This is a genomic window from Streptomyces sp. CNT372 (assembly GCF_000377145.1).
In genome coordinates this window covers 61,440-73,907 of the sequence record NZ_KB897790.1, presented here as the reverse complement: position 1 = coordinate 73,907, position 12,468 = coordinate 61,440, and the positions used below count along the sequence as shown (strand labels likewise).

Annotated in this window: 13 protein-coding genes and 2 pseudogenes; 8 read left to right on the top strand and 7 right to left on the bottom strand. The window is 73.4% G+C overall.

The window, feature by feature from the left end; all coding sequences use genetic code 11:
* The first annotated feature begins 29 nt into the window (after positions 1 to 29).
* The 8 genes and pseudogenes from C593_RS0125295 to C593_RS33950 all read left to right on the top strand — a co-directional run.
* Positions 30 to 284 (top strand): hypothetical protein, encoded by a 255-nt coding sequence (locus C593_RS0125295; protein WP_018850122.1) that lies wholly within the window; start codon positions 30 to 32, stop codon positions 282 to 284.
* Complete coding sequence (locus C593_RS0125290) at positions 284 to 553, top strand: hypothetical protein (RefSeq protein WP_158686876.1); 270 nt, start codon at positions 284 to 286, stop codon at positions 551 to 553. The genes C593_RS0125295 and C593_RS0125290 overlap by 1 nt, the downstream gene beginning before the upstream one ends.
* 162 nt (positions 554 to 715) lie before the next feature.
* Entirely contained in the window at positions 716 to 958 is a 243-nt protein-coding gene (locus C593_RS0125285; RefSeq protein ID WP_018850120.1) for a DUF397 domain-containing protein, read from the top strand.
* Between the two features lie 257 nt (positions 959 to 1,215).
* A complete protein-coding gene (locus C593_RS33955; RefSeq protein ID WP_486591184.1) occupies positions 1,216 to 1,521 on the top strand; it encodes a hypothetical protein in 306 nt (101 codons plus the stop codon).
* Positions 1,522 to 1,536: 15 nt separating this feature from the next.
* The gene (locus C593_RS0125275) at positions 1,537 to 2,439 is read left to right on the top strand and encodes a JmjC domain-containing protein (protein ID WP_018850118.1); all 903 of its coding nucleotides are present in this window, start codon (positions 1,537 to 1,539) and stop codon (positions 2,437 to 2,439) included.
* 124 nt (positions 2,440 to 2,563) lie between these two features.
* A pseudogene (locus C593_RS32700) lies at positions 2,564 to 2,713 on the top strand (nitrate reductase); the annotation flags it as partial.
* Between the two features lie 96 nt (positions 2,714 to 2,809).
* The gene (locus tag C593_RS0125265) at positions 2,810 to 3,319 is read left to right on the top strand and encodes a DinB family protein (protein WP_026278063.1); all 510 of its coding nucleotides are present in this window, start codon (positions 2,810 to 2,812) and stop codon (positions 3,317 to 3,319) included.
* 87 nt (positions 3,320 to 3,406) lie between these two features.
* Positions 3,407 to 3,667: pseudogene (locus C593_RS33950) on the top strand (IS982 family transposase); the annotation flags it as partial.
* A gap of 86 nt (positions 3,668 to 3,753) precedes the next feature.
* Here C593_RS33950 and C593_RS30500 read toward each other — a convergent pair.
* The 7 genes from C593_RS30500 to C593_RS0125230 all read right to left on the bottom strand — a co-directional run bounded on the left by C593_RS30500 (position 3,754) and on the right by C593_RS0125230 (position 12,338).
* Positions 3,754 to 4,491: a GntR family transcriptional regulator gene (locus C593_RS30500; RefSeq protein ID WP_018850115.1), complete on the bottom strand. Its 738-nt coding sequence runs from the start codon at positions 4,489 to 4,491 to the stop codon at positions 3,754 to 3,756.
* Positions 4,492 to 4,650: 159 nt separating this feature from the next.
* A complete protein-coding gene (locus C593_RS0125255) occupies positions 4,651 to 5,655 on the bottom strand; it encodes a proline racemase family protein (protein WP_018850114.1) in 1,005 nt (334 codons plus the stop codon).
* Between the two features lie 2 nt (positions 5,656 to 5,657).
* Positions 5,658 to 6,521, bottom strand: a complete 864-nt coding sequence (locus C593_RS0125250; RefSeq protein WP_020610388.1) for a dihydrodipicolinate synthase family protein — start codon at positions 6,519 to 6,521, stop codon at positions 5,658 to 5,660.
* Between the two features lie 199 nt (positions 6,522 to 6,720).
* Positions 6,721 to 8,175, bottom strand: a complete 1,455-nt coding sequence (locus C593_RS0125245) for an FAD-dependent oxidoreductase (protein WP_018850112.1) — start codon at positions 8,173 to 8,175, stop codon at positions 6,721 to 6,723.
* On the bottom strand, positions 8,156 to 8,518 hold the full coding sequence (locus C593_RS0125240; RefSeq protein WP_018850111.1) for a (2Fe-2S)-binding protein: 363 nt from the start codon (positions 8,516 to 8,518) through the stop codon (positions 8,156 to 8,158). Before C593_RS0125240 ends, C593_RS0125245 begins: the two co-directional genes overlap by 20 nt.
* Complete coding sequence (locus C593_RS0125235; RefSeq protein WP_018850110.1) at positions 8,515 to 9,780, bottom strand: FAD-dependent oxidoreductase; 1,266 nt, start codon at positions 9,778 to 9,780, stop codon at positions 8,515 to 8,517. Before C593_RS0125235 ends, C593_RS0125240 begins: the two co-directional genes overlap by 4 nt.
* A gap of 173 nt (positions 9,781 to 9,953) precedes the next feature.
* Positions 9,954 to 12,338: a collagenase gene (locus C593_RS0125230; protein ID WP_026278060.1), complete on the bottom strand. Its 2,385-nt coding sequence runs from the start codon at positions 12,336 to 12,338 to the stop codon at positions 9,954 to 9,956.
* Between the last annotated feature and the right edge of the window lie 130 nt (positions 12,339 to 12,468).

Below are 12,468 nucleotides of genomic sequence, written 5' to 3'. Positions count from 1 at the left end.
ATGCGAACACAAGTGACGAGGGGTGACCCATGGAGTCGGCAACGAGTAGAACCCCGACGCAGACCGCCCTGACGGTCGCGAGGAACGCGGTACCCGAGGTCGAGGCCGCGTTGGAACTCATGCGTGTCTCGGGCCTTGTCAGGACGGGCGAAGTCGTCGAGGGCCACGGCGTCGTCACCGTCACGCTGCGCTCGACCGAGGCTTACGATCTCGCCCGCTGGGCGCGTAACCGCGCGACGCAGGACGAGCGCGCCCGTGGCAACGCCGAGAGGCAGGCCAAGTGATGGCTTGCCAAACGGAGAAGGCGCCCCGCGGCCCGCTCGGCACCCAGGGCCACACCGTGAGTCCGGGTCAGCTCCAGGTCGGGGACATGATCGGCCTCGATGGCGTGTTCCACGTGATCGAGGACATGCAGTCGGGACGCGGCGGCCAGAAGCTTCTTCGCTTCGCGGACAGGGAGCCCTTCACTGTGGCCGCTCCGGTTCTCGTGTACCGGGCGATCGTCTACACCCCGGTCCTCGGCGAGATGGTCTACAGCCGCTCAAGCACGTGAGCAGACTCCTCCTCCGGTTCAGTGGCCCCATGCAACCGGCCCGGAGGAGCGCGAGGCCCCACCCGTCTGCTCTCTGGGACGGACAGCAGACGGTTGGGTTGTGGTGCACGACGGTGCGGAGACCGACTCTCCGAACATCTGATGCACGAAGGAGTTCACTCCATGGCTCAGAACATCTACATGGCCCCTCTCGAGGGTGCCCAGTTCCAGAACTTCTGCGGCGGAAACCTCGGCGGCGAGCACGAGTCCTGCATCGACATCGCCTCCATCCCCGGTGTCGAGGGCGGCTTCGTCCTTCGCGACTCCAAACCGGAGGGTGCCGGGCACGAACTGCGCGCCACGGCCTCGGAACTCGACGACTTCGTGCGCGGCTACGCCAAGATGAGGGGCCTCTCCCTCAACTAGGCACTGCGCCTCCGCATGACGCGCCGCCCCCGTCCACAGCGACGGCGGTCCTGCTTCTCAGTCTGGAAGGGGCACTCTTGAGCTGGTCAGGTCACTGGCACGGGTATTCATGGGCGGGAAGCCCAGCCGCATACGCGCGGGAGGGGAACCGCCGGCCCGCGTATCCGACTCCCCCTCCACCGGAGGCCAAGGAGGAGGACAGGGTGCGGTACCGGGAGGCTGCTCACGAGTTCCAGACCTCGAACCTGCCGCCTCTGATGACCGGTCACTGGCTGCTCAAGGCCACCCAGAGCGCCGCCGACCGCACCTGGACGAACGTGGACGTGGCGTTGGCCTGGCTTACGAAGCGCTACCGGGAGGCTCCCCCCTTCGAGCGCGGGGACGGTGAGGCGGCCTCCTGCACCTTGGACAACAAGCTGGAGTACGCAGCGGATGTCCTCCCTCGTGGCGTGGACGTGAGCTGGGTGCACTACGTGGCCTCCCAGAACATCGTGTCGCTTTCGGTCGTGTGCTGCCCGAGCCACTTCCACCCGGAAATTTCCTGCCCGCTCCCTCCCACCTGACAAGGAGCGACGACCATGTCTCTGCGACTGCTATTGCCCGAGGCCGGGGTGACCGAGTTGATGCTCACCTGGCCCGACGAGCCTCGCGTGTTCGAGCGTGGCAAGTCGGCGCTCGACCAGAAGGCCAGCGCGGAAGTGCTCCGCGGCCACGTGCTGTCCGGCTGCTACCCCGCCGACGAGATCGCCGTGGTCAAGGCCCCCCATCCGTCGCTCAGCGAGAAGGCATACACAACGGACGGCCGGACTGACCGGGCAAAGCTCTCCCGGCTCTACGGCGACGGTCACACCATCCGCCTCGGCAACCTTCAGCGGGTGGTGCCGTTCCTGGCCGAGGTCTCGCAGGGTATCCAGCAGGAGACCGGCTTCTCGAACTACGTCCACGCGTTCCTCACCCCGCCCGGCCACCAGGGACTCCGCCACCACTGGGATCAGCAGATGGCCGTGATCGTCCAGATCACCGGTGCAAAGAGGTGGCAGCTCTGGAAGCCCCCGGTTGAGTCCCCGATGCGGGACTACGCCGAGAGCTGGAGGGTGTGGCGAGAGGACTACATCCCCACATGGGAGAAGGCCGGCCCGGACGTCGAGCTGGACCTGAAGGCTGGCCAGTCCCTCCTTCTTCCGCGGGGCTGGGTGCACAACCCGCATGCTCTGGACGCCGACGAGCAGAGCATGCACCTGACCTTCGCGATCCGCGAGCGCACGCCCCTGTGGCTGGCTGAGAAGCTGCTGTCCGGTGCGATCGAGAACCCCGACTTTCGTCGCATCATCCGCCCCGGTCAGCTCGGCGGGGTGGAGCTGGGACGCCACCTCGCCGAGACCAGGGACGCCCTGATCGAACACCTGCGGTGCCTCGACATCCCGGAAGTCGCGGTCGGCGTCCACCGGGCAGCGCTGACGGAGCTGGAATACACGACCTGAGCCCCATGGCCCTGCATGAAGGAATCAAATCGGCAGGGCCCACAGATCGTCCCCGGTCGCCCACTCCGCCGTGGTGGATGGCCGGAGCCTTTCGGTCTCTTTCCACACGCCGAGCGTCGAGACCAACGCGGGCGTGGACCTGCGCAACCCCCTCAACCCGGTCCCGACCGCGGCGGGCATCATCATCGGCGTCGGCGGCGTCAGCCTGAGGATCACCGACACCTTCGAGCTGGGCGGGATCGCCCTCGGCACGATCGTCGTCATCACTGGCTACTGGGAACGATCAGATCCGGTTGAAGGCCCTCGGGTGGGACGGTCGACGAGATTGGATACTGACCCTCAACGCAGGCACGGATGAGGAGCACGGCCAGTGACCAGCGACAATCGCACAGGACCGCCCAGTTTCGGCAGCGAACGCGACATGCTGCGGGCGTTCCTCGACTACCACCGCGCGACCCTCGCCATGAAGTGCGATGGGCTCACCGACGAGGAGCTGCGGCAGCAGTCGATGCCGCCGTCCACGCTCTCGCTGCTCGGTCTGGTGCGGCACATGGCGGAGGTGGAGCGTGCTTGGTTCCGTCGAGTGTTCGAGGACCACGACGCGCCCATGGTCTGGTCCGACAAGATCGACTTTCAGGCGGCGTACGACGCGAGCGCGTCGACCAGGCACGAGGCGTTCGTGGCCTGGGAGGCCGAGGTGGAGACCTCGCGCCGTATCGAGCGGGAGGCGGAGTCCCTGGACCAGGCCGGGTATCAGCCACGATGGGGCGAGGAGGTGTCGCTGCGGATGGTGATGGTGCACGTGCTCCTGGAGTACGGCCGCCACAACGGGCACGCGGACTTTCTGCGTGAAGGTGTCGACGGGACCGTGGGCGCCTGAGTCCGCAGGAGCCGTAGAACTCCACCTGCCGATCCGTTCCAGAGAATCGCCCGCGGGATTGGAGCGGAGGGAGTCCAACATCATTGTGTGAAGACAGAGTTGGACTCCCACGCCACCGCACTCAATGTGACGACCGACGACCTGCTGAAGGACTCATCGCACTGGCACCCTGGCGTCCGGCCATCGGGGTCGCCCCGCAACTGACGATGCCGAGCTGGTCACGCTCGCGATGATGCAGGCCATGCCGGGATTCACCTCCGAGGCCACGTGGCTCCGCCACGCCCGCGCCCACCTTCGGCGTCTTTCCCCTACCTGTCCAAGCAGCCCGGCTACAAGCCTCAAGCACGGCTGCCAGGTGCCCGGGCCAGAAGGGGCCGGGGCTTGACCTTCCCGTTCTCCCAGCGGGAGACGGTGTCTTCCGAGTCGGCGTCCCCCTACGACAAGGGAGACGGCGCGACCGGGCCGGGTACCGGGGACGGACGGTGGGCGGGGTCGCCCGCCGGTTCGTCGCGGGCGGACGCCCACAGGGAGCGCACATGGCCCAGGTGCCGCCGCATGCACTCCTCGGCGGCCGCCGCGTCACCGGCGAGCATCAGGTCCAGGAGTTCCAGGTGCTCCTCGGCGGAGGAGACCAGCTTGCCCGCCTCGTCCAGGGCGGTCAGCCCGTAGAGGCGGGAGCGCTTGCGCAGGTCGCCGACGGTCTCGACCAGGCGCTCGTTGCCCGCGAGGCCGAGCAGGCCGAGGTGGAAGCGGCGGTCCGCCTCCAGATAGCCGATCAGGTCGTGCTCGCGGGCGCTGGTGACGATCTGCTCGGCGAGCGGACGCAGTGCCTCCAGTTCCCCGGAGGTCGCGGTGCGGGTGACCCGGCCGACGGTGGGGACCTCGATCAGCGCGCGGAGTTCGCTGTACTGGTCGAGGTCGCGTTCGCTGACCCCGGTGATCCGGAAGCCCTTGTTGCGGACCGGCTCGACCAGGCCCTCCCGGGCGAGGTCGAGCATGGCCTCGCGCACGGGAGTGGCGGAGACGCCCAGGTCCGTGGCGAGGCCGGGCGCGGAGTAGACCTGGCCGGGGCGGAGTTCGCCCGCGATCAGCGCGGCGCGCAGGGCGTGGCCGACCTGGTCGCGCAGGCGTTCCTGCGCCCTGATGAGGCCGTGGTGCTTCAGGTCGCCCATCGCGTTTCCCTCCGGGACTTGGCGGAGGGTCAGCGTACAATGTCACGTTTCGCCGGCGGCCGGGGAGGCACGAACGGCAGGGGGCGGCCCGGGCGGCCCGGCCGGCACGAGCAGCCAGGACGGCCCCGGCGGCACGGACGGCCGGCGCGGCCCGGGCCGTCAGAGGAGGAAGCCCGCGGGGAACGGGTCCGCCGGGTCCAGGAAGTACTGGGCGGTGCCGGTGATCCAGGCCCGGCCGGTGACCCGGGGCACCACCGCCGGTACCCCGCCCACCTCCGTCTCGCCGGTCAGCCGCCCGGTGAACTCGGTGCCGATGAAGGACTCGTTGACGAAGTCGGTGTGCAGCGGCAGCAGGCCCCGGGCGTGCAACTGGGCCATCCGCGCGCTGGTTCCCGTGCCGCACGGCGAGCGGTCGAACCAGCCGGGGTGGATGGCCATGGCGTGCCGCGAGCGTCGTGCGTTCGAGCCGGGCGCGGCCAGATAGACGTGCTTGAGGCCGGAGATGGCCGGGTCGGCCGGGTGGACGGGCCGGTCGGGGCCGGAGTTGACCGCCTCCATCACCGCGAGGCCCGCCGCGAGCAGTTCGTCCTTGGCGGCGCGGTCGAAGGGAAGCCGGAGGGCGTCGAGTTCCACGAAGGCGTAGAAGTTGCCCCCGTACGCCAGGTCGTAGGTGATCCGGCCGTACCCGGGCACCTCGGTCGTGAGGTCGAGCCCGGCGCAGAAGGCGGGGACGTTGGTGAGGGTGACCGCCCGGGCCACGCCGTCCGTCACCCGGACCTCGGCGCTGACCAGCCCGGCGGGGGTGTCCAGCCGGACCGTGGTGACCGGCTCGGTGACGGGGACCATGCCGGTCTCCACCAGGACGGTCGCCACCCCGATCGTGCCGTGGCCGCACATGGGCAGCAGTCCGGACACCTCGACGAAGAGGACGCCCACGTCGGCGTCGGGCCGGGTGGGCGGCTGGAGGATCGCGCCGCTCATCGCGGAGTGGCCGCGCGGCTCGTACATCAGCAGCGTGCGCAGATGGTCCAGGTGCCCGGCGAAGTGGCGGCGGCGTTCGGCCATGGTGGCGCCGGGGACGGCACCGACACCGCCGGTGATCACCCGGGTCGGCATGCCCTCGGTGTGCGAGTCCACCGCGTGGTAGACGTGACGGGTGCGCATGGTCAGCCGAGCCCTTCCGCGAGGACCTTCTCGGTCGCCGCGCGCACGGCGGCCTCCTGGGCGCCGTCCAGCGGGAGCCTCGGCGGACGGCTGGTCCCGCCCGGCCGGCCCGCCACGTCCATGGCCAGCTTGACCGCCTGGACGAACTCGGTCCGGGAGTCCCAGCGCAGCAGCGGGTGGAGCATCCGGTAGAGCGGTAGCGCGACCCGCAGGTCCCGGGCGAGCGCGGCCCGGTGGAGGCCGGCGCACACGCGCGGAAGGGCGTTGGGGAAGCCGGCGATCCAGCCGACCGCGCCCGCCAGGGCCAGTTCCAGCAGGACGTCGTCCGCGCCGGCCAGCAGGTCGAGCCCGGGGGCGAGTTCGGCGATCTCGTACGCCCGGCGCACATCCCCGCTGAACTCCTTGACGGCGACGACGCTGCCGTCCGCGTGCAGCCGGGCGAGCAGCTCCGGAGTGAGGTCCGCCTTGGTGTCGACGGGGTTGTTGTACGCGACCACCGGCAGGCCCGCCCCGGCCACCTCCGCGTAGTGGGCGCGGACCGCGCGGGCGTCGGCCCGGTAGGCGTTGGGCGGCAGCAGCAGCACGCTCCCGGCACCCGCCCCGGCGGCCCGGTCGGCCCAGCGGCGGGCCTCCCCGCTGCCGTACGCGGAGACCCCGGCCATGACCTTGGCCCCGCTCCCGGCCGCCGTGACGGCGGTGGCGACGATCCGGTCGCGCTCCTCCTCGGTGAGGGTCTGGTACTCGCCGAGGGAGCCGTTGGGGACGACCCCGTCGCAGCCGTTCCCGATCAGCCAGGCGACGTGCTCGGCGTAGGCGTCGTGGTCGACGGTCCCGTCCTCCCGGAACGGCAGGGCGGTGGCCACCATCAGCCCCCGCCAGGGTCGTTCGGGGGTCCACCCGTGGCCCCCGCGGGCGGGTCCGGGCAGCGGGGCGGGCTCGGGCGTGGGCTCGGGGGCGGGGATGTGCGCAGCGGGCATCAGCGGCTCCCTAGGGTGAGGTGTGACATTTTACTGACGGGTGCGAGTGGCCGACAAGAGCGCGAACCCGCCCCGGGCGTACGGGACTTCACTCGGCCCGGGGCAGTGCGGCGAGGTGCGCCAGCGGCACCGGGCAGGAGAGCGGACGGCGGGCGGGCTCCGGGTCCTCACCGGTCAGCGCCGCGACGGCCGGGCCGCACACCCGGCCCTGGCACCAGCCCATCCCGGCCCGGGTGAGCAGCTTGACCGTACGGGCGTCGCGGGCGCCCAGCTCCGTGACGGCCTCCCGGACGGCCCCGGCCGGGACCTCCTCGCAGCGGCAGACCTCGGTGTCGTCCCGCAGGCGGACGGTCCAGCCCGCACCGGGCCGGTGGGCCGCGCCCATGGCGGCGGCGAAGGCGCGCAGCCGGTCGCGGCGGCGGCCCAGCGCGGCGGTGCGACGCGGGGGCAGGGACCGGCCGTTGAGCGCGGCGGCGACGGCGGAGGCGGCCAGTTCCCCTTCGGCCAGAGCCAGTTCGGCGCCGCCGATGCCGCCGGTCTCCCCCGCCGCCCACACCCCGGGCACGGAGGTCTCCTGCCCCGGGCCGAGGGCCAGCGCCGGGCTGCCGTCCGGCGCGGTCCGGGTGGCGCAGCCCAGCCCCGTGGCCAGCTCCAGCTGCGGGACCAGGCCGTGGCCGACGGCGACCGCGTCGCAGGGGATGCGCCGGCCGCTGCCCGGGACGGGCCGCCAGTCGCGGTCCAGCCGGGCTACGGTCACGGCGGCGACCCGGCCGTCCTCGCCGTGCGCCTCGGTGACGGCGTGCCCGGCGAGCAGCCGGGTCGCGGACCTCAGCAGCGCGCCGCCGAACACCGCGCCCTCCGCCAGCTTTCCCGGGTTCCGCAGCAGCGGGCCGGGGCGCCCGGCGTACCTCCGGTAGGAGGCGGCCTCCACGACCGCGGGCACCCGGGCGCCCGCGGCGGACAGGGAGGCGGCGACGGCGAGCAGCAGCGGGCCGCTGCCCGCGACGACCACCCGGCGGCCCGGCAGCACCAGCCCGGACGTGAGCATCGCCTGGGCCCCGCCCGCGCCGACCACCCCCGGCAGGGTCCAGCCGGGGAAGGGGAGCTGGCGTTCGTACGCGCCGGTGGCCAGCAGGACCGCCCGCGCGGTGACGGCGGCGGGCCGCTCCTCGGCCCCGGTGCCGGCGACGGCGTGCAGCCGCCAGCCGGCGGCCGGGTCCCGGACGACGGTCCAGACGTGGTGGGCGGCCAGGTGGACGACCCGGCCGGTGCGGACGGCTGCCCCCAGGGCCGCGTCCAGCCGCGCGAAGGCGCGCCGGCGGTGGTGCCGGGCCGCCGGCCGGGCCGCGCCGAGGGCCGGTGCGGGGTGGCGGTAGTACTGGCCGCCCGGTCGTTCGCCCGCGTCGAGGACGGCGGCGGTGAGCCCGAGACGGGCGGCGGTGACGGCCGCGGCGAGCCCGGCGGGACCGGCGCCGACGACGGCCAGGTCCACGTCCGGTGTCTCCCCCGGACCGGGCACCGGCTCAGACGGCGAGACCGGCATGGCCCGTGCCCTCCTGGGTGGTGACGGTGTCGCCGGGGCGGGCCGGGACCAGGCAGGCGCGCTGGTTGGGGCGGCCGTTGACGGTGACGAGGCAGTCGTGGCAGGTGCCGATGCCGCAGAAGACCCCCCGGGGCGCACCGCCGGAGCGGGTGGTGCGCCAGGCGAGAATCCCGGCGCCCCACAGGGCCGCGGCCACACTCTGGCCCTCCTCGACGGGCACCTCGGACCCGTCCACCTCGATCGCGTACACCGTGCGCGGACTCCCGCCCACGAGGGCGCGCGGCGTGCGGCGACGACCCCGGAGGAGCAGCGGGAACGCGAAGGGGAACGGGGCGGGACTCATGGGGTGTCGTCCTCTCGGCTGCGGACGGAGTGGAGGTTGACCGGCCCGGGGCCCGGACCACCCCCGGAAGGGTCCTCGTCGGGGAACGCCCGCTCCGGCCGGAACGGGCGCGGATCGAGCGGCGGCGGCGCCCCGGTGACCGCGGCGGCGATCAACGCGCCCGTCGCCGGGGCGAGTCCGATGCCCGCGCCCTCGTGACCGCAGGCGTGCAGCAGCCCGGGCGCGCGGGGGTCGGGCCCGATCGCGGGGAGATGGTCGGGCAGATAGGGGCGGAAGCCGTGGTAGACGCGGAGCGCCCGCACCCCGGCGAGCACCGGGAACAGCGCGGTGGCCTGCGCGGCGAGCCGCCGCAGGGCCTCGGTGGACAGGCTCCGGTCGAAGCCGGCCCGCTCCCGGGTGGCGCCGACGAGGACCGGTCCGGCCGGGGTGCCCTCGACCACCGCCGAGGACTGGAGGGCGGCCGAGTCGCTGGCGACGTCCGCGACGTAGTCGGCGGCGTACACCTTGTGCCGGACCACTCGCGGCAGGGGCTCCGTGACCAGCACGAACCCCCGGCGGGGCAGCACCGGCAGCGTCACCCCGGCGAGGGCGGCGATCTGCCCGCCCCAGGTGCCGGCCGCGTTGACGACCACGGGGGCGGAGAGGGTGCGCCGCGCGGTGCGTACGCCCCGGACCGCGCCCGAGGGGTCCCGGAGGACGGCGACGACCTCCTCCCCGAGTACCAGGGCGGCCCCGGAGGCGGCGAGCAGATGCGCGGCCGCCCGGGCGGGCTGCACCTGGGCGTCCTGGGGGTAGTGGACACCTCCCGCGAGACCGGGCGCCAGATGCGGTTCCAGCGCGCCGAGTTCACCGGCGGCGACCTCCGCAGCCGCCACCCCGGCCGCCCGCTGGCCCTCCGCGAAGGCGCGCAGGGCCTTCAGCGCGACGGGGTCCGGGGCGACGACCAGACCGCCCTTGGCCTCGTACTCCACCGGCCCGGCGCCGAGGTCCCCGGCTTCGGCGGCGAGTTCGCGCCAGAGCCGGGCGGAGAGGAGGGCGAGGTCGAGTTCGGGGCCGGGGGCCTTGTCGGAGACGAGGAGGTTGCCCTCCCCCGCGCCGGTGGTGCCGCCCGCGACCGGGCCGCGGTCCACGACGGCCACACAGAGCCCGGCACGGGCCAGTCGGTGGGCGCAGGCGGCCCCCACCACGCCAGCGCCGACGACCACGGCGTCCACCACCGCGTCCGACGGGTCGGCGGCGGCCCGGGAGGAGATACGGCTCACCGGGTCCGCCGGGGGTTCGGGTGCGTGCGGAGAGGGTCTCGCGTCCGGAGGGGGTCTCGTGTCCGGAGGGGGTCTCGTGGCCACGGCAGTAACATGTCACCTTTCCTCAGGTCTGCCCAGAGGGGCCGGTCCGGGCCGTGAGAAGGCGCAACGGACCGGCCTCCGGGGGGTGTTCAGTGCCGGAGCGGGCCTTCGCAGCGGTAGTCGGAGGTACCCCCGTCCCGCCCCGGCCAGATGTCGACCGGCCCGAAGGAGCAGGTCATGTCGGCGAGGTTGTCCGCCGCCGGGGCCGCCCGGTCCAGCAGGAAGGCGTCCACGGTCTCGGACATGTCCCGGAAGACCCGGTCCGGGCTGTGACCGTCCGTCAGCCGGGCCGTGATCCGCCCGGCGCAGACGAACCCCGGACGCCCCTGGTCGCCGTTTCCGGTGCACCGCGGACGGGTGTACGTCGCCCCGGCGAACGCGTCCCGGACACCCGCCACGGTGTCGTGCCGCAGCAGATGGCCCGGTGTGTAGGCGGTGTCCGGCACGAAGAGGTCGTCCACCTCGGCGATCCGCGCGTCCAGGAAGCGGTCGTACCCCTGCTGGATCCCGGTGTCCGCCCCCGTGGTCCGCCGCCAGGCGTCGTACGCCGCCACGTCGTCGTTCCGCAGATGCGTGTACATGGTGCGCAGCAGGGTGGGCCGGCTGGTCCACAGATAGGCGAAGAAGGTGCCCGCGTAGTCGTAGAAGCGGAAGCCGTCGCCCTCGTAGGTGGCGTCGAGGATCTGCCCGACGCTCATCCGGGGCCCGCCGCCCGCCGTGTCGGCGATGATGCCGCGCACCAGGGCACGGCGGACCGCGACTCCGTCGTCGCGGGTGGCGCCGGCGAAGAACTCGGCCGTGCCCTCGTCCATGGCCGTGGTCCGGTCGCCCTGGTACCAGGGGCCCTCGCCGAAGAAGCCGGGGACGGCGAAGCGGCCGTTGAGGTAGTGGGTGTACTCGTGGCGGAACAGCTCCTCCAGGGTGAGGGAGGAGTCCTGGGGGACGCGCCGCTCGTAGGTGTAGAAGGTGGCACCGCGTTCGATGTAGATGCCGCCGTTGTCGGTGCCCATGCCGGTGAGCAGCGGATGGTAGTTCTCGTAGTCGGCGCGGGAGGCGTAGAGGACCACGGTCAGCACGGTGTGGGGGTCGCCGGCCAGGGGCGCGTCGGTCCCGAGTACGCGGTGGAACTGGGCCTTCACCTGCTTGCTGGCGTGGTGGAGCTTGTCGACGAGGGCCCGGTCCAGGGCGGTTCGCACCCGGACGCCGCCGTTGTCGTAGGTGTACGTCTGCGGGAACAGGCGCTTCTCGATGTCCGCGCGGCAGACGCCGTACGGCGCGCACGCCTCGAAGTGGTTCAGCCAGGAGGCCAGGGAGACCCAGGGCGCGCTGCCGTCGCCCCAGGCCGTGCGGACGGGTTCCAGGAGGGCGCCCAGATCGGCGGCGACGGCCTCCCGCAGCCCCGCCACCTGCCCGAAGCGCCCGTACTCGTTGAGGGCGTCGCGCACCAGCCAGGCGTTGGCGGTGCCCTTGAGGTGGGTGTGCGCGGCGAAGTCCTTGAACGCGGCGCGGTAGACGGGGTCGGCCGCGGCGGCGGCGTGGAAGGCGCTGTCCTGGTTGCCCGGGTAGAGGCCGAGGTAGTTCAGGGAGAGGCCGGCGAGGGCCGCGCCCGCCCAGGCGGTGTCGTGGTGGGTGCCGGGCCGGTCCGGGCCCATGGTCGCCAGCACCCGCGCGGTGAGCGGGAGTTGGTGGTGGCGCAGTCCGGCGGCACTGGCCGTGTAGAGGGCCTCGCGCAGGGTGCGGGCGTTGGCGGCGGTGGCGTCGAAGGTCCGGGCGGCTGCGCCGAGCCGGTCGACGGCTCCGCGGACGGCCGCCAGGGTGGGCGGGTCGGAGATGTCGATCTCGCCGCGCGAGAAGTCGTGGTACACGACCGCGTGCAGATAGGTGAACAGCTCTTCCAGACGGGTGGAGTTCCGTCCGTCGTGGCCGGGCGCGAGGGCGGCGGCGCGGCGGGCGGCGGCCTGGACGTGGGCGTCGCTCATGACGGGGGCGAGCCGGGCGTCCCAGGTCCACAGGAGGGTGCGCAGACAGCCGTCGGCGAGGACGTCCGGGGCGGTGAGGAAGTCGGCGAACGGTTCGGGCCCGAGGGCGGTGACGGCGTCCAGGGTGCAGGCCGCCCCGGACGCGGGAGCGGTGTGGGGGGCCGCGGCGGGCACGGCCGGGCCGGGTATCCGGCCGGGCTCGGCGTCGCCCGGGGCGGGGGCGGGTGCGGTCCGGGCCGGCGGGGCGGAGGCCCGCCGTTCGGCCCGGTCGTGCGGGTCGGTGGCACCGGAGGCCGGTGCCGGAGCGGCGGTGGACGTGGACGGTTCGGTGGCCCCGGAAGCCGGTCCCGGAGCGGCGGTGGAGGTGGAGGTGGACGCGGGGGCGGCCGGGGACGCGGGCCGGGCGGCGGCGGCCGCCGGCCCCAGGGAGGCGGCGAGGGCCACCGCGAGGGCGGCGGCCAGGACGGATGTGCGCACGGCTCTGTGCTGGGACACCTGCGGCTCCTGCTGAGGGAGGGGGCGTGGGGGCTGTGCCTGAAGTGCCGTGGTGCGTGCGGTTTCTGACGAGCCGGAAGCAACCGCGATGTGACCTGTAACATAGTAATGTGAAATGGCACTGCCAAGA